This is a genomic window from Pseudomonas serbiensis (assembly GCF_030580745.1).
GTDB lineage: Bacteria > Pseudomonadota > Gammaproteobacteria > Pseudomonadales > Pseudomonadaceae > Aquipseudomonas > Aquipseudomonas serbiensis.
This window is the reverse complement of the sequence record NZ_JAUQOO010000005.1, coordinates 154,624-170,157: the sequence shown is the minus strand read 5'-3', so window position 1 is coordinate 170,157 and position 15,534 is coordinate 154,624. Positions and strand designations below refer to the sequence as shown.

Sequence of the window (15,534 nt, the reverse complement as noted above, 5' to 3'; positions counted from 1 at the left end):
GCTCCCACAGAGTAGGAGCGAATTCATTCGCGAAAAAACCCATGTAACTGTTGCTTTGCCAACAACTAATGTTGAATAAGCAACAGTGTTGAAGGCCGATATAACCTAAGTATTATTGGTTCTTTGGCATTGATTGCCGCCTCGTCTAATGTCCTGTCCTCAAAGGGTTTTATTGGCTCTTTGTGTCTTTTTTGCATTGATCTCGCTACTTGCCAGAATTTAAAAATTACAGCAGAAAACCGCCGCAACTCTTGCTTGTCGGCAGGTATTTTTGCGACTCAAAGGAGCCGTTCCATGTATTACCGTTCACGGTCACTGCTGGCTGCCGCTGTCGTGGCGGCAATGACACAAGTTCCCGCGCAAGCCGAAGAAGCGTCCCCGAGTGCGGACGAGGACACACGCCTTGGCGCCGTACTGGTGACCGGCACGCGAGGCAAGGCCCGTACTGTGCTGGATTCGCCCGTGCCGGTAGACGTATTGACCGCCGATGACCTCAAGTCCGCCGCAGCCGGTGGGGGCGAACTGGGGCAGGCGTTGCAGACGCTATTGCCGTCGTTCAGTTTTCCCCGCCAGTCCAACTCCGGCGGTGCCGACCATGTACGGGCCGCGCAACTGCGGGGCATGAGTCCCGATCAGGTGCTGGTTCTGGTCAACGGCAAGCGTCGGCATACCTCTGCGCTGGTCAACGACTCCTCGAAGATCGGTCGCGGCACCGCGCCGGTGGATTTCAACTCGATCCCCGTCAGTGCCATCAAGCGCATCGAAGTGCTGCGCGACGGGGCCGGTGCGCAATATGGTTCTGACGCCATTGCCGGGGTGATCAATATCATCCTCGACGATGCTCCCGAAGGCGGTGAAGTCTCGACCACTTATGGCGCTTTCCACACGCGCCAGGATGCCATCGGCAAGACCACGACCGATGGCCGCAACTCGCTGACGACGGCCAAGATCGGTGCCCGTCTGGGCGACGAGGGTGGTTTCATCCGTGGTGGCACCGAATACAAGGATCGCGACCCGACCAACCGCGCCGGATTCGACGGTTTTTCCGACACGCCGGGCCAGCGCAACTATGTAATGGGCGACGGCGTGGCACGGGACATCAATGCCTGGTTCAACAGCGAGCTGCCGCTGGGCAACGGCAAAGCCTATTCATTTGGTACTTACAACGAACGGCATACCACAGGTGCCGAGTTCTATCGCTATCCCGGCGATCAGCCGCAGTTTTATCCAAACGGCTATCTGCCGCAGTCACTGGGCGATAACAAGGACCTGTCGGCCACCGTAGGCTTCAAGGGCCTGATCGGCGAGCAATGGGATTTCGACAGCAGCCTTACCCATGGCCGCAACCATTTTGAATCGGCGACCCAGCGCACCCTCAACGTTGCCTTGGGGGCTGATTCGCCGACCCGTTTCGATACCGGAACCTACGAACTGCGCCAGACCACCGGCAACCTGGATTTCACCCGTGAACTGCGCCTTGCCGGCCGCCCGTTCGTGCTGGCGCTGGGCGGCGAATACCGCTACGAAAACTACCTGACCTACGCGGGCGACGAAGCTTCGTATTTCGGCACCGGAGCCGATGGTGCCAACGGCCTGCGCCCGAGCGAAGAAGTGGACCTGGACCGTAATGTCTTCGGCACCTACGCCGAATTGTCCGGCGACCTGACCGACCGGCTGTTTGTCGATGCGGCAACTCGCTGGGAGCGTTATGACGATGCGGGCAGCAAACTCACCGGCAAGTTGAGCGGGCGCTATCGCCTGACCGAGCAACTGGCCTTGCGCGGTGCCGTCTCGAACAACTTCCGGGCGCCGTCGCTGGCGCAGGTCGGCTTCCAGAACACCACCAGCAACTTCGGTACAGGCGGCACGCTGACCGATATCCGGGTGCTGTCGGTCAATGACCCGATTGCCCGCGCGCTGGGTGCCGAGGACCTGAAACCGGAAACCTCGAAGAACTTCAGCCTCGGCCTGACGGCGCAATTGAGTGAGCGTTTCGATGCGTCCTTCGATGTGTTCCGCATCGACGTCAAAGACCGCATTACCCTGTCCCAGCGCATCGGCAGCGACGCGCTGGAGCAGTACATCAACGATAACCTCGGCGTTGTCGGGGTCCATGATGTGAACTTCTTCACCAACGCCGCCGACACCCGCACCGACGGTGCCGAACTGGTCCTCAATTACCGCCAGCCATGGCTGGACGGGCAACTGGGCCTGACCACGGCTTATACCTGGAACCACACCAAAGTCACCAAGACCAAAGGCACGCCGTCACAGCTCAGCAATCTCGGGATCGGCAGCGATGCGCTGGTGGGTGTGGAAGAGCGCAACACCCTGACCGATGCTGCACCCAGGGACCGTTTTGTGCTTTCCGCCAACTGGGCCAGCCAGCACTGGGGCCTGCTTGGCCGCCTGACGCGCCAGGGCAAGACCACCCGTGTGTTCGATTTCGGGGACTCCCAGCCGGAACAGACCTATAACGCGGTCTGGCAACTGGATGCCGAGGTGCAGTACAAATTCACGCCCAGGTTCGATATTGCCCTGGGCGGCAACAACCTGACCGACAATTATCCGGAGCGCTCCAACTCCGAGATCAACTACGGCGGCAACCTGCCGTATGACGTGCTGTCACCGATTGGTACCAATGGCGCGTATTACTACGCTCGGGTGACCTACGGGTTCTGAGCCGCCCTACAGGAGTAATGCAAAAACTGGTGGCCAGTGTGAAAACCGTAGGAGGGGCCTTGGCCGCGACGGTCATGCATCAGAGTTGAGTGTATGAGTGTCGTCGCGGCCAAGGCCTCTCCCACAAGTGAATATGTACGTTGATACGAGGCGATCGCTTAAAAGGAAATTTCTGCCGGTTGTGACAGGCGCAACACTGAAAGATCGCCTGTGATGCGCTTCCAGGCCAGGCGGATAGCCTCGATGTTCTCGCGGTTCTTCGCCGTATTTTCATGCAGGATCACGATTACCCTGGTGTTCAGCCGCTCTGGCTGCGTAGCTCCCTTGTCGCGCCACTGGCCATAGGCATCGAGGGCAGTGAAACCATCAGGGAAACGCGGCGTGACCTCCTTGTCGAGAAACTCCCGCCAGCGGGCCACATTGGCCTGATCCTTCTCGCTGTCCAGCAACCCCAACGAAAAATACAACTCCGTGCGCAGCCAGGTCGCTTGCGGTGGACGGCCACTGTCGCCCTGCAAGGTGGAAGTGCTCGGATTGGTCGTATGAACGGGAAGTGTGGGGGAGGCAGTGCAACCGACCAGCAACATCAACAGGCCAGGTAGTAACAAGCGTGGCAACATCAGGGATTCCTGTAGTGGCATCAATAAAGAGGCTCACTATAAGAAGCGGGGGTAATGGTTAGAAATAATAAAAAACCTGTTTCCTGAATCAAAAAGAATAAGCGAACCAGACTACCTCCCGATTACCAGCGCTGCGCCAGGGACACCGCAATACTTGAAAGGAGCGTAGTGTTTTTCTGCCACGGCAGCGGCGGCAACAAGGACCTATGGCGTAAGCAATGGCAAGTGCTGGTTCCATCTGGTGGCCTGGCACAGGCTCGGACATGGCGTCAGCGACAAACCAAGGCAACCCGAAGCCTGCGCCTGGAACGAACGGCACCTGCCTGACCCTCAGCGTACTGGCAAAACTTCAGCAGACCGGCACCTTTGCCGCACACCATCGCCGTTTCATGCGTTTCTGGAGTAGATATTGAGTAATTTATCTTTGTCGGTGGGTTCAAATTCATCAAGTTTTATGGCTGCAAGATCAGGAGAGAGGACTTTATTGGCCAATTGATACGCATTGTCGGCGCTTGCAATGGAGGTGAAACGGTAGAACGTGTAGTAAAAGTTATGCCAGCTGTAGCTCAGCGTTTCAGTTTCCAATGCCGCTACGTCGATACCTTCGTCAGCCCATTTGGTTATCACCTTAGCGTTATAAACCGTTTGCTTATAACCCTTTTCAGGCACGCCGACTATCAACTGTCCCTTATTGTTTTTCAGGATGGCGGCTGCCGGTACTTCTCCCTTGATCAGTATTTCACGGGTTCGAATAACATCCAGCATAGCCAACTGCCGCTCATCATCCAGAGTGGTGCTGCCTTTGGCCTTGGTATGTGCCTTGCCTGCGTCGATTACTTTAGGCAAGTCTACGATATCGCCCTGCCAGATTGCGAACGCACCGGCTGCGGCAGGCGAGTGAAGGTCGTAGATGTCTTTGGCAGGAACGAAGGCAAGATCAATGATGACGGAGCCGAAAACACTCCTGAACTCCTTTCCCTTCGTTGAAAATACCGATTTGTTGGTGGTGGTAGCAGAGATATATCGCTTGCGCCAGCCGCGTGTATGGCTGATCAGGGTTTTGAGTTCATTCTGTATTCCACGTTGACCCTGATAGTGTTTGTTTTCGTCGCTGGTGAAGTCTTGATTATGAACTGCCTTCATAACCTGCTTTGACTTATCAGCGCTCGACAGGTTCTCCGAGTCAGATTGGTTGATGCCTCTTACCAGGTAACGCCGGACAAAGAAGACTTTGCCGTTCTTCTCGAAACGCACATACTCTCTTGAACCCAGGTCCTGCCGACAATAGACAGCATTTTTGGCCTCTGCTGGCTGGTGCTCTAGTTTTACGAATCCGTCGCTATCGATAAATATCGTACCCACTAATTCCTTATCGGTTGTCCAGGCCTTTTCACCTTTTAATTCAAGTACAATGTCCTGAGTGTTATTTCCATTGACCGGCAAGCATTTGATATTTGCCTTGAGCCGGGACATGTCGTTACGAACACGTTCGTCTACTTCGCTCAAAGCAGTAGCCATGCATTGCTCCAGACGCTCTCTCAGTTGTTGCAGGCTATGCACACCGTTACTGACTCTGGATGAGTGATGCAGGAAAAAGGCTTGAAATAATTTGCTCCGATCAATACGTCCATTAGCGTTCAGTGTACGTAAACGTTCAATTTCCTGATGCAAGGTTTGTTCGTACTGTCTCGCGTTTGTTTTCTTGTCCTCGCTCAGACTATTCAGTGTAACGCTCACTCCTGCCCTGAGAAAACTAAAAAGGGAGCCGGTCGACGAGGGGAGATACATGTTTTTAGAAATCAGATATTGAAATTTTATCGGCATGCCTTACTTCTCCACTAGTTTTCCGATACTGTGCATCGTCTTTCCTGAGACCAGCGCCATACAATAACTACTCTGTTCATCCCAAGCCAGATTTCCAACAAAGAACTATCCCCTCAACCCCCCTCATGCTGCCTGCGATAAGCCCCCGGCTGCACGCCAATCGCCTTATTGAACGCTCGGGTAAACGCCGCAGTCGATTGATACCCCACCGCAGTCGCCACTTGCTCAACCGTCTTGTTCGCCTTGAGGAACTGACAAGCGTGGCGCATGCGCAGGGCGAGGAGTACCTGGCCCGGTGACTGGCCGGCCAGTTCGTTGAAGCGTTTGAAAAAGGCCGAGCGTGAGAGGCCGGTGCAGGCGGCCATGCTTTCCAGGCCCCAGGGTTGTTCCGGGTGTTCGATCATTTTTGCCAGCAGGCCTGCAAACGCCGGGTTTCTGGCCAGGGCAACCATGCCGCCCAGTGCCGGGTTGTCGGCAACGTGCTGGCGCAGTACGTACAGAAACAGCAGGTGGCTGAGGCGTTCGAGGATTGACGAGGAGGGTGCCGGTAGTCGCTGGCATTCCTGCAGGATCAACTGGAACAGGCTGCGAGCGGCATCGGAGGACGGTTCGTCGGCGCGCAGTATCAGCCAGTCGGGCAGCGCCTCGATCAGCAGTGACGACAGGCCCGATTGAAAGTGGAAAAAACCACAGACCAGCCCGACGCCATCGGTTGCAGTGCTGTTCAGTGCCTGCATCTCGATACGCGGCTGGCTGCGGGCGTCTTCAGGCTGTGCTTCGTTCGACAGCCGATAATCCAGGTCGCGCAGCAGAAATACCGCATCGCCGGTATCGAGCCGTTTCGGCTGTTCATGCCCTTCGATATGCAGCCAGCAATTGCCCTGAACCACCAGATGGAAACTGGTCCGCGCCATGCCATGGGTACTGGCATGCCAGCCGCCGCAGTAACGGCCCACGTGGAACAGGCTGGCATCCAGTTCCAGGCTTTCTAATAACCAATCGATAACAGGACTTGATGAAATCATCTAAGGGAAACACTCAGGAGCAAGTAATTGCGACTTTAGAATATGGATCGGAATTCTTATAACCAACAGACTTGGGCCCATCTTGTATCAAGGAGTCCACTCCATGTCTCGTGTCACTGTTCACTCCGTGCAAAGCGCTCCCGAAGCGGCCAGGCCTTTTCTGGAAAAAGCCCAGGCGGCCTCCGGGTACATTCCCAATCTGTTGGGCGTGCTTGCCAATGCACCTGCGGCGTTGGAAACCTACCTTACCGTTTCGGGGCTCAACGCCAAGGCTGAGCTAAGTCTGGCCGAAAGGGAAGTCGTACAACTGATTGCTGCCACGACCCATGAATGCAGTTTTTGCGTGGCAGGCCATACCGCAGTGGCACTCAACAAGGCAAAGCTGCCAAGGGAAGTCGTCGATGCCCTGCGTGAGCGCAGCGAGTTGCCTGAGGAAAAGCTCGAAACACTGGCTGACTTTACCCGCGCCGTCATTGCGACTCGCGGCAATGTCAGCGACAGCACTTATGAAGCGTTCCTGGCCGCCGGTTACAGTCAGGGCCATGCGCTGGAAGTGATTCTGGGCGTCAGCCTGGCGACCTTGTGCAACTTTGCCAATGTCTTTGCCAGAACCCCGCTCAACCCTGAACTGGCCCAGTACCAGTGGCAAGGCCCTGAACATTAATAAGCGGCACGGGAGAAACATCATGCTCGACTCCGAATCAGGCCGATGGCTGGACACACATGCCAATGCGCTTGACCTTGGCAGCCTTGACCCGGAACAGGTGCTGGCGCAACTGGTGGTGGGAGATGTGCTGGGTGTGGGGATTGATGCGGCTCAAGACGGCAGTGGAGGAGACCTGAGCGATGCCGTTGAAGCCGTCGCAGAAGTCGCAGAAGTCGCCGGTCACTCATTGGCCGCCGCGTTTGTGCTCTGGGGGCAGCGGGCTTTTATCGAGTATTTGCTGCACAGTCCCAATGCGGGATTGCGTCAGCGTCTGTTGCCGGATTTGCTCAGTGGTGGTCTGGCGGGAGCTACCGGTCTTTCCAATGCCATGAAGTTTCTGTCGGGCATCGAGACGCTGCAGGTCAGTGCTCATGAACAGGACGGCAACTGGCAACTGAACGGTCGCCTGCACTGGGTCACCAACCTGCGCAAAAGCGGGTTTGTGGTGGCCGCAGCCATTGAGCATGAGCAGGGTGGCAAGCCCTTTATCATGGCGATTCCGCAAGCGGTCAGCGGTTTGTACCGCACGGACGATCTGCAATTGATGGGGCTGCAATCGACCAACACTGCGGCCCTGGATTTCAAGGACGTCCAGTTGAGCAACGACTGGCTGCTGCATGAAGATGCGCGGCAATTTCTGCCAGCGGTGCGGCCGGCGTTTCTGGGTTTGCAATGCGGGATGTCGATTGGTCTGGCCCGACGGGCCTTCAAGGAAGTCGACAGTCATCTGCAAGGCTCGCGTTCTGTGCTGCGTGGCGAGCTGGACGAATACCGTCTCCAGCTGGAAAGCGCCGTGAATGACCTCAAGCGTGGTTTGCTCGATGGACGTTTTCTGACTCAACCCGCCGCGCTGTTTCGCTTGCGCATTGCCTTGGCCGAGTCTGCCGCCAATGCGGTGCAACTGGAGCTTCAGGCCAGTGGCGGCAAAGCTTTCCTTTGTGAATACGGCAGCGCTTTTGCGCGGCGTTGGCGTGAGTCGGCCTTTTTGCCGATTGTCACGCCCAGCCTGGTGCAATTGCGGGCCGAGCTGCGCCGGCAGGCCGAGGAAAACGCCGCATGAGTCGACTTCTGTTGCAGGCATCGGCCATCGTTCTGGGCTACGAGCGGGACAATGGCTGGCAAAACGTGCTTGAGAACTTCGATCTGCAACTGGCCAAGGGCGAGATCGTTTCCATTCTTGGTCCGAGCGGGGTCGGCAAGTCGAGCCTGTTGCGTGTGCTGGCCGGTTTGCAGGCACCTCGCGAAGGCACGGTGAGCCTGCTTGGCGAGCCGCTGCAAGGTCCTCATCCGCGAGTGGCAGTGGCTTTCCAGGACCCGAGCCTGTTGCCGTGGCTGACTCTGGAAAAGAACGTCGCCTTCGGCCTGGACTTTGCCCGTCAGCCGCAACTGACAGACAGCGAGCGTCAGGGGCGTATCGATCAGGCCATTGGTGAAGTCGGCCTGGAGCATGCTCGCAGTTATTACCCGGCGCAGCTTTCCGGTGGCATGGCGCAGCGTACTGCACTGGCGCGCTGCCTGGCACGTCAGCCGCAAGTGTTGCTGCTGGACGAGCCCTTCGGGGCGCTGGATGAAGTCACCCGTGCCGACATGCAACAACTGTTGCTCAAGGTCATCGCCCGGCATGGCACCGCGGCGTTGCTGATTACCCATGACATAGATGAAGCGCTGCTGCTTTCCGACCGAATCCTGCTACTGGGCAAAACCCCGGCGCGGGTTCTCGGCGAGTGGCGCATCGAACTGCCTCAGCCTCGTGCCGAGCTGGTGGATGAACTGGGCGCTCTGCGTATCGATATTCTCAAAACCCTTCGGCGGGCGAGCCGCAATCAGCAACGTAACCCTCAATCGCTGGATTTGCCGGAGAATGGCCATGTGCCTGGACGATTTCACTCACACACGTCGTGACTTTCTGAAACTCAGCGCCATGCTGACTGCAGCCGGTGCCTTGCCGTTGCTCAACAGCCTGGAGGCGAGGGCGGCTGCCGAGCCGGATGCGCCCGTTCGCATCGGTTACTTGCCGATTACCGACGCCACGCCATTGTTGGTGGCTCACAACAATGGCCTGTTCGAGGCCCAAGGCATCAAGGCCGAACGTCCCGTGCTGCTGCGCAGTTGGGCGCAGGTGATCGAGGCCTTCATTTCCGGTCAGGTCAACGTCATTCACCTGTTATCGCCAATGACCGTCTGGGCACGTTATGGCAGCAAGGTCCCGGCCAAGGTGGTTGCCTGGAACCATGTGGGTGGCTCAGGCCTGACCGTTGCGCCGCAGATCAACGAGGTCCGGCAACTGGGCGGGCAGACGGTGGCCATTCCGTTCTGGTACTCAGTGCATAACGTGGTGTTGCAGAGCCTGCTGCGTGACAACGGTCTGGTGCCGGTGAGCAAGGCGGCCACTGCCACGCTGGCTGCCAACGAAGTGAACCTGATCGTGCTGCCACCTTCCGATATGCCGCCAGCCCTGGCGAGCAAGCGGATTGCCGGATACATCGTCGCCGAACCGTTCAATGCCCTTGCCGAAGACCTCAAGGTCGGGCGCATCCAGCGCTTTACCGGCGATCTTTGGCGCAATCACGCCTGCTGCGTGGTGTTCATGCACGAGCATGATTTGAACAACCGGCCCGAGTGGTCGCAGAAAGTGGTCAACGCCATCGTTCAGGCCCAGGCCTGGACCCGAGATAACCGTGCCGAAGCGGCCAAGCTGCTTTCCAAGGACGGCACCAACCGCTACACGCCCCATGCGCAATCGGTACTGGACCGGGTGCTTGCGCCACAGGCCAGCGAGCGACAGGGTTATCTGGCCAGCGGTGCCATCCAGCATACGCAGTGGGACGAACATCGCATCGACTTCCAGCCTTATCCGTTCCCCAGCTACACGGAAGAACTGGTGCGTCGTCTCAAGGACACTTTGATCGAGGGCGACAAGGGTTTTCTCGCCAATCTCGATCCAAAGTTTGCGGCGCGGGACCTGGTGGACGACCGCTTTGTACGCAACAGCATCGAGGCCAGTGGCGGCCTGAACACCTTCGGGCTGGCGAATAACTTCGAGCGTACCGAGGAGTTCGGCTTTTGAGCGAGGTGAAACGTTCAACCACCGGGCATGCGCTTTTAGGCCTGTCCGGTCTGTTATGCCTGCTTGCACTCTGGTGGCTGGGCGTCAGCGTCTTTGGTGAAGCAGGCGGGCTGTCAGAGCGCTTTTCGCCGGAGTCGACTTTTGCCAGCCTGTGGGAACTGCTCGGGCGGGCTGAGCTGTACGAACACATAGGGGTGAGCCTCAAGCGGATTTTCGTCGGGCTGTTGCTGGCGCTGCTGATTGGTGTCCCGCTGGGCTTGCTGATTGGCGGCTCCCGGACGTTGGAGGCAGCAACCAATCCGGCGTTCCAGTTACTGCGCATGATTTCGCCGCTTTCGTGGATGCCAGTGGTGGTGATGCTGATGGGCGTTGGCGACCAGCCGATCTACTTCCTGCTGACCTTTGCCGCCGTCTGGCCGATCCTGCTCAATACCGTGGCAGGCGTACGACAGCTTGATCCACGCTGGCTGCAACTTAGCCGCAGCCTGAGCGCCACGCGATGGGAAACCCTGCGCAGGATCATCATTCCGGGCATCCTCGGTCACGTGCTGACCGGCACCCGATTGTCCATCGGCATCCTGTGGATCGTGCTGGTGCCTTGCGAAATGCTTGGTGTCAGCGCCGGGTTGGGTTACTTCATCCTCGATACCCGTGATCGACTGGCGTACTCGGAGTTGATGGCCATGGTGCTGTTGATCGGTGTGCTGGGGTTCATGCTGGATGCGGCGGCGAGGGGGCTGCATCGGCGGTGGGCGCATTGACCAAGGAATGATGTTTTTTATGCAAAAAAGAAATTAAAACCTGATTATTAATTCTTTTGAGCGAGCTTCCTTAGTTGACATGATCTGCAAGCCCACACGGGTCAATGCCATCGTCAACAGGATCACCCTCAATGAAGTCTCCAGGTTTCTACGCGCACGTCCTTGCCGCTGCGCTGCTATCGATTGTTTCCTTTGCCCAGGCTGCCGAGTCAGGTTCTACCTGGAAGCAGATTCACGATTCAGGTGAGCTGCGCATTGGTGTTGCTCAGGGCGAGCCTTGGTTTTTCAAGGACCCGGCTACCGAACAATGGAATGGCATCGGTTACAACGTGGGTAAGGAAATCGCCAAGGATCTGGGCGTGAAGCTGGTGACTGTGGAAACCACCTGGGGCAATTCCGTTGCTGCGCTTCAGGCCGGGCAGATCGATCTGATGCTGGTGCTGGACCCCACTGAAGAGCGCCGCAAGGCCGTGGATTTTCCCGAGCAGCCGTTCTTCTGGTACGCCCAGGGCGTGTTGTTGCGTGATGGTCTGACGGCCACCACCTGGGAAGATCTGGACCGTGACGATGTGCGCATCGGCGTGACTCAGGGCAGTAGCCCGGATCTGATTCTCAGCAAGAAATTCAAGAAGGCCCATCTGGAGCGCTACACCAATATGGATGAAGGCGTCGCGGCGTTCTATGCGGGGCGTGTCGATGGCCTTTCGTATTTCCACCCGGCGCTGGCGCTGCAACAGGCGAAGGTGCGCAAGGGCACTCTGATTCTGCCAACGCCTATCGTGTCGGTCAGCACCAGTGGTGCGGTGCGCTACGAGGATGACAAGACCTTCCGCGATTTCGTCGGCAAGGAATTCGCCAGGCTGTACGAAAGCGGTGCGACCCAGAAGTACTACGAGGACGCCCTGCGCTTGCGCGGCGTTGACCCAAGCAAAGTGCCACCGGTGGTCAAGGAGCACTGGGTCGGCAATTGAGCCTATAAAAGTAATGCCAGTCAGTTAACACAATCCGTGGGAGAGGCCTTGGCCGCGACAGCCTGGTTTCAGGCGCTGAAAATGTGTTGCCTGTCAGCAGGTCGTCGCGGCCAAGGCCCCTCCCACAATTGATATGTATGCCTTAACTGATCGCCACCAAGTCTATAAAAGGCCTTGCAGCAAAGTCCCGACATCCTCGCAGTTCTCAAGCGCCAATAGCCCGGCCAGGACAGACTCCACTGTCTCGGCGGGGCTGCTCAGTGCAGCGTACTGGCGAAACTTGCTCAGCACTTGAGTTGTACCGAGTGGGCGCTGTCGACAGCCCAACGGGTAATCCAGCCGGTTTCCGATCCGCATCTGTTGGCCAAGATGCACGTGTACCTGGCCAGCAGGGCGACGTGTTTCGCTCATCAGCTTGTCCAGCACAGGGTCCACTTCGGCAACCACTCGATCCGCGAGGCTTTGCACGTGCGGGTCATTGCGCGTCGCGTGGGTATGCCAGTCATATCTGGCAATACCCAGCGCCAGACAGGCCAGGGTATGGGGCAGGCTGAACTGGCTATCGACTTCGGTTGCCGGTCGCTTGTCCATGAAATCACGCGCCTGAGTCGTGCCGGTAAGCACATGTATCCGGGTGATGGCTGACGCCTCGAAAGGTTGCGTCTGCTGCAAGTGCTCGAAGGACTCCAGCGCCGTATGTATCCAGCGACAGGCCGGGTAGTGCTTGAGGCTGGCATTGGCAGCAAGCCAGTCACTGCCCAGTTCTGTTGTCAGTAATCGAGCATCAAAGCGGTCCGAGCCGAGCATGCGCCACAGCCCCTGATCACCATCAAGCACGGCTTTGGCTCCCACCCAATCCTGCTGATGCAGGCGCACGGCTCGCACACCCGCTTCTGCGGCCGGCGCGGTGAAATCCTTGAAGGACACCAGCGGGCGGCTATCCCAGTTGTACTTGCGCAGGCTTGGCAGCGGCGTCAGGGTTCCCGCCAGCCCCATGGCATTTTCCAGCCCGGCAGCGTCAAGCTGTATCAGCTTGCCGTAGGCCACCGCAGCGCCCAGCGCCTGATGCTGGCAGACGCCGTATACCTGGCGAAAACGCTCGATCCCCGGCTGCTGGGCGACGATTACCCGCGCGTTGATTTCATAGGCAGCAATCAATGCTTCCAGCAGTTCACGACCCGACACCTTGCGCTGCCAGATGCCGCTTAGCACTGCTGCCACGAGACTGGCACCCGGATGCCCCATGCCGCGGCCATCGATTTCCAGGCCGTCGTCATGGTCCAGTGCATTGATTGCCATGCCGTTATAGAGCGCCGCACCCACGGGGGCCAGACGTAACGAGCTGCCCAGCAGCGCGCAGGGACCGGGCGCATATTCTTCGGCGCAGTGTTTCTCGAAGGCTTTCGCCAGTTCGCTGCGGGTCGAGGCCAGGCCGCACGCCAGCGCGTCGATCAAATGCAGCTTGATCTGCTCGCGCAAGGCGTCGGGAACGTTGTCCAGTTTCAGGTCGAAAGCGAACTGCGCAAGGGTGCGAGTCATCGATACGTCAGCCATGAAAATCTCGGCGCACAAAACAGCGAAGGCTACCGGTTAAAGGTCTTTGTGGCAGAAGCACCTCAAGATCAAAAAGGCATAAGCAAAGAGATAACGGTTACTTTTGGTCAGGGTTATCCGCCGCTTATCATGCGCGGCCTCTCATCCATGGGAGCGCTGCGATTCAGATCTGAAGGGGCATCCCCAGGAGAGGAACACCGGTGTACACCTGGAATTTTTCGGCGATATGGCCATACACCGGCTTGCTCGTCGACGGGCTGCTTGGCACCTTGCATATCGCCCTGGTATCGCTGTTCTTTGGTGTCCTTGCAGGCGCGTTCATGGCCGTGCTGCGCATGTCGTCCAGCCGGTTACTGCGCTACCCGGCGATGGCCTTTATCGGTTTCTATCGCAATACACCTGCGATCGTGCATTTCTTCTGGTTCTTCTATGCCTTGCCGGTACTGGCGCCGGTCAGCCTGTCGCCGTTCATGGCCGCGGTTCTGGCACTGTCGATTCAATCCAGTGCGTTCTACGCCGAAGTGCTGCGCGGCGGCATTGCGTCCATGGAGCGCGGGCAGTGGGAAGGTGCCAGGGCACTGGGCATGACTCAGGCCCGCATTCTGCGTCGCATCATTCTTCCCCAGGCCTTGCGGCGCATGCTCGCGCCGTTTCTGGAGCGCAGCTTCGAGCTGGTCAAGACCACCGCGCTGGCGTCTTCGCTGGCCTATGCCGAGCTGCTGTACCAGGCCATGCAGATCAATACTCAAACCTTTCGACCTCTGGAGGTCTACAGCGTGATCGCCGTGATGTATTTCAGCGTGCTGTTTGTCGCCAGTCTGGCCAGCCAGCGTCTTGAGCGTCACTTGGCCAGGAGCGCCTGAAATGGATTATCAGTGGGACTTCCAGATCGTCATCGACAATTTGCCGGTGCTGATGCGCGGGCTCAAGGTGACCTTTCAGTTATTCCTCATGGCAGCGGTGATCGGCGTGCCGGTCGGTCTGCTGCTGGGCGTGGCGCGTCTGTCACCACTCAAGCGCATCACCTTGCCGGCGATTGCCTTTATCGAAGTGTTCCGCAACACACCGGTGCTGATTCAGTTGATCTGGATCTACTACGCATTTCCGGTGCTGCTGGGTGTGCGCTTCTCGCCGTTTTTTGCTGCGGCGCTGGCCCTGAGTCTGTATACCGCCGCCTATTGCGCCGAGATATTTCGTGCCGGTCTGCAATCGGTAGTGCGCGGGCAATGGGAAGGTGCCAAGGCATTGGGCATGAGCCGGGCGAGGGCGTTACGGCGAGTGATTCTGCCGCAAGCCTGTCAGCGCATGCTGCCGGCACTGACCAATCGCATGATCGAACTGGTCAAGGTCACGTCACTGGCGTCGACCCTGGCTGTCACCGAGGTGATGTATCAGGGGCGCTTGCTCAGCTCCAGCTACTATCGACCGCTGGAAATCCTGACGGTTGTCGCCTTGCTTTATTTCTGCCTGATCTGGCCGTTCAGCTTCCTGGCCGCGCATATCGAGCGCCGCCTGGCGCTTCGTTGATTGTCGAGAGCTCTCATGACCGAACAACCGTTGTTTCGCATCCGCCAACTGCACAAGCGCTTCGACCAGCCGGTGCTCAAAGGCATCGACCTGGAGGTGCGCCGTGGCGAGCGTATCGCGATCATTGGCGGCAGTGGTTCGGGTAAAAGCACCTTGTTGCGCTGCCTGAACTTCATGGAAATACCTACCAGCGGCGAGATCGAACTGGATGGCGTATTGCTGGGTGAAGATCGAGGCGCAGAGCGGGTTTATGCCGAGGCGCAGTTACGTGCGGTGCGTGAGCGGGTCGGCATGGTGTTTCAGCAATTCAATCTGTTCCCGCATATGACGGTACTGGAAAACGTCATGGAAGGGCTGATCTCGGTGAAGAAGGTTTCGACGGCGCAAGCCCGTGAACAGGCCATCTTCCAGTTGGAAAAGGTCGGTCTGGCCGAGAAACGCGATGTCTATCCAGGACGCCTTTCCGGCGGCCAGCAACAGCGCGTGGCGATTGCCCGTGCGCTGGCCATGGAGCCCGAGGTGTTGCTGTTCGACGAGCCTACTTCATCCCTGGACCCTGAACTGGTGGGCGAAGTGCTGCGTGTGATTCACCAGTTGGCTGATGAGGGCCGAACGTTGTTGCTGGTAACCCATGAACTGGGTTTCGCCTATCACTTTGCCGAGCGTGTGCTGTTTCTCGAAAACGGCGTGATTCACGAACAGGGCACGCCCGACCAGGTGCTCAAGGCACCGCAGCAGCCTCGTACCCAGGAATTTCTTGCCCGCTTTGCCGAGCGCTCTTTCTAACGGAGATATCC

14 protein-coding genes are annotated in these 15,534 nt (G+C 58.0%); 10 read left to right on the top strand and 4 right to left on the bottom strand.

Going from position 1 to position 15,534, the window contains the following annotated elements:
- The first annotated feature begins 294 nt into the window (after window positions 1-294).
- The gene (locus tag Q6A51_RS08865; RefSeq protein WP_304574596.1) at window positions 295-2,682 is read left to right on the top strand and encodes a TonB-dependent receptor plug domain-containing protein; all 2,388 of its coding nucleotides are present in this window, start codon (window positions 295-297) and stop codon (window positions 2,680-2,682) included.
- Window positions 2,683-2,840: 158 nt separating this feature from the next.
- Here the strand turns inward: Q6A51_RS08865 and Q6A51_RS08860 are convergent, their stop codons facing one another.
- From Q6A51_RS08860 to Q6A51_RS08850, 3 genes are all read right to left on the bottom strand, one after another.
- Window positions 2,841-3,302, bottom strand: coding sequence for a DUF3574 domain-containing protein (locus Q6A51_RS08860; protein ID WP_304574595.1), 462 nt, complete (start codon window positions 3,300-3,302; stop codon window positions 2,841-2,843).
- A 387-nt stretch (window positions 3,303-3,689) separates the two neighbouring features.
- Window positions 3,690-5,126, bottom strand: coding sequence for a hypothetical protein (locus tag Q6A51_RS08855; RefSeq protein WP_304574594.1), 1,437 nt, complete (start codon window positions 5,124-5,126; stop codon window positions 3,690-3,692).
- A 113-nt stretch (window positions 5,127-5,239) separates the two neighbouring features.
- Window positions 5,240-6,151 carry an AraC family transcriptional regulator gene (locus Q6A51_RS08850; protein ID WP_201017039.1) on the bottom strand — a complete coding sequence of 304 codons (912 nt, stop codon included), beginning with the start codon at window positions 6,149-6,151 and terminating at the stop codon, window positions 5,240-5,242.
- 103 nt (window positions 6,152-6,254) lie between these two features.
- Between Q6A51_RS08850 and Q6A51_RS08845 the strand changes: the two genes are divergently transcribed.
- From Q6A51_RS08845 to Q6A51_RS08820, 6 genes are all read left to right on the top strand, one after another.
- The gene (locus Q6A51_RS08845) at window positions 6,255-6,815 is read left to right on the top strand and encodes a carboxymuconolactone decarboxylase family protein (protein ID WP_201000507.1); all 561 of its coding nucleotides are present in this window, start codon (window positions 6,255-6,257) and stop codon (window positions 6,813-6,815) included.
- A 22-nt stretch (window positions 6,816-6,837) separates the two neighbouring features.
- On the top strand, window positions 6,838-7,917 hold the full coding sequence (locus Q6A51_RS08840; protein WP_304574593.1) for an acyl-CoA dehydrogenase family protein: 1,080 nt from the start codon (window positions 6,838-6,840) through the stop codon (window positions 7,915-7,917).
- Window positions 7,914-8,759 (top strand): ABC transporter ATP-binding protein, encoded by an 846-nt coding sequence (locus Q6A51_RS08835; protein ID WP_304574592.1) that lies wholly within the window; start codon window positions 7,914-7,916, stop codon window positions 8,757-8,759. Before Q6A51_RS08840 ends, Q6A51_RS08835 begins: the two co-directional genes overlap by 4 nt.
- Window positions 8,725-9,924 carry an ABC transporter substrate-binding protein gene (locus Q6A51_RS08830; protein ID WP_304574591.1) on the top strand — a complete coding sequence of 400 codons (1,200 nt, stop codon included), beginning with the start codon at window positions 8,725-8,727 and terminating at the stop codon, window positions 9,922-9,924. The genes Q6A51_RS08835 and Q6A51_RS08830 overlap by 35 nt, the downstream gene beginning before the upstream one ends.
- A 5-nt stretch (window positions 9,925-9,929) precedes the next feature.
- Window positions 9,930-10,685 (top strand): ABC transporter permease, encoded by a 756-nt coding sequence (locus tag Q6A51_RS08825; protein WP_304574670.1) that lies wholly within the window; start codon window positions 9,930-9,932, stop codon window positions 10,683-10,685.
- 131 nt (window positions 10,686-10,816) lie between these two features.
- Entirely contained in the window at window positions 10,817-11,656 is an 840-nt protein-coding gene (locus tag Q6A51_RS08820) for a transporter substrate-binding domain-containing protein (protein WP_304574590.1), read from the top strand.
- 162 nt (window positions 11,657-11,818) lie between these two features.
- Here the strand turns inward: Q6A51_RS08820 and Q6A51_RS08815 are convergent, their stop codons facing one another.
- Window positions 11,819-13,210, bottom strand: a complete 1,392-nt coding sequence (locus Q6A51_RS08815) for an MmgE/PrpD family protein (protein WP_304574589.1) — start codon at window positions 13,208-13,210, stop codon at window positions 11,819-11,821.
- Between the two features lie 200 nt (window positions 13,211-13,410).
- Here Q6A51_RS08815 and Q6A51_RS08810 point away from each other — a divergent pair, with 200 nt between their 5' ends.
- Genes Q6A51_RS08810 through Q6A51_RS08800 form a run of 3 tightly spaced genes read left to right on the top strand, consistent with a single transcriptional unit; the run spans window position 13,411 to window position 15,523 of the window.
- Complete coding sequence (locus tag Q6A51_RS08810) at window positions 13,411-14,073, top strand: amino acid ABC transporter permease (RefSeq protein ID WP_201017045.1); 663 nt, start codon at window positions 13,411-13,413, stop codon at window positions 14,071-14,073.
- Between the two features lies 1 nt (window position 14,074).
- Window positions 14,075-14,737 carry an amino acid ABC transporter permease gene (locus tag Q6A51_RS08805; protein ID WP_304574588.1) on the top strand — a complete coding sequence of 221 codons (663 nt, stop codon included), beginning with the start codon at window positions 14,075-14,077 and terminating at the stop codon, window positions 14,735-14,737.
- A gap of 15 nt (window positions 14,738-14,752) precedes the next feature.
- Window positions 14,753-15,523 (top strand): amino acid ABC transporter ATP-binding protein, encoded by a 771-nt coding sequence (locus Q6A51_RS08800; RefSeq protein WP_304574587.1) that lies wholly within the window; start codon window positions 14,753-14,755, stop codon window positions 15,521-15,523.
- The last annotated feature ends 11 nt before the right edge of the window (window positions 15,524-15,534 follow it).

What these genes read in the sequence shown, in the direction of transcription:
- Q6A51_RS08865 (WP_304574596.1), top strand. Translation starts at nt 295, where the DNA reads ATGTATTACCGTTCACGGTCACTGCTGGCTGCCGCTGTCGTGGCGGCA.
- Q6A51_RS08860 (WP_304574595.1), bottom strand. Translation starts at nt 3,302, where the DNA reads ATGTTGCCACGCTTGTTACTACCTGGCCTGTTGATGTTGCTGGTCGGT.
- Q6A51_RS08845 (WP_201000507.1), top strand. Translation starts at nt 6,255, where the DNA reads ATGTCTCGTGTCACTGTTCACTCCGTGCAAAGCGCTCCCGAAGCGGCC.
- Q6A51_RS08855 (WP_304574594.1), bottom strand. Translation starts at nt 5,126, where the DNA reads ATGCCGATAAAATTTCAATATCTGATTTCTAAAAACATGTATCTCCCC.
- Q6A51_RS08830 (WP_304574591.1), top strand. Translation starts at nt 8,725, where the DNA reads ATGTGCCTGGACGATTTCACTCACACACGTCGTGACTTTCTGAAACTC.
- Q6A51_RS08850 (WP_201017039.1), bottom strand. Translation starts at nt 6,151, where the DNA reads ATGATTTCATCAAGTCCTGTTATCGATTGGTTATTAGAAAGCCTGGAA.
- Q6A51_RS08840 (WP_304574593.1), top strand. Translation starts at nt 6,838, where the DNA reads ATGCTCGACTCCGAATCAGGCCGATGGCTGGACACACATGCCAATGCG.
- Q6A51_RS08800 (WP_304574587.1), top strand. Translation starts at nt 14,753, where the DNA reads ATGACCGAACAACCGTTGTTTCGCATCCGCCAACTGCACAAGCGCTTC.
- Q6A51_RS08820 (WP_304574590.1), top strand. Translation starts at nt 10,817, where the DNA reads ATGAAGTCTCCAGGTTTCTACGCGCACGTCCTTGCCGCTGCGCTGCTA.
- Q6A51_RS08835 (WP_304574592.1), top strand. Translation starts at nt 7,914, where the DNA reads ATGAGTCGACTTCTGTTGCAGGCATCGGCCATCGTTCTGGGCTACGAG.
- Q6A51_RS08805 (WP_304574588.1), top strand. Translation starts at nt 14,075, where the DNA reads ATGGATTATCAGTGGGACTTCCAGATCGTCATCGACAATTTGCCGGTG.
- Q6A51_RS08815 (WP_304574589.1), bottom strand. Translation starts at nt 13,210, where the DNA reads ATGGCTGACGTATCGATGACTCGCACCCTTGCGCAGTTCGCTTTCGAC.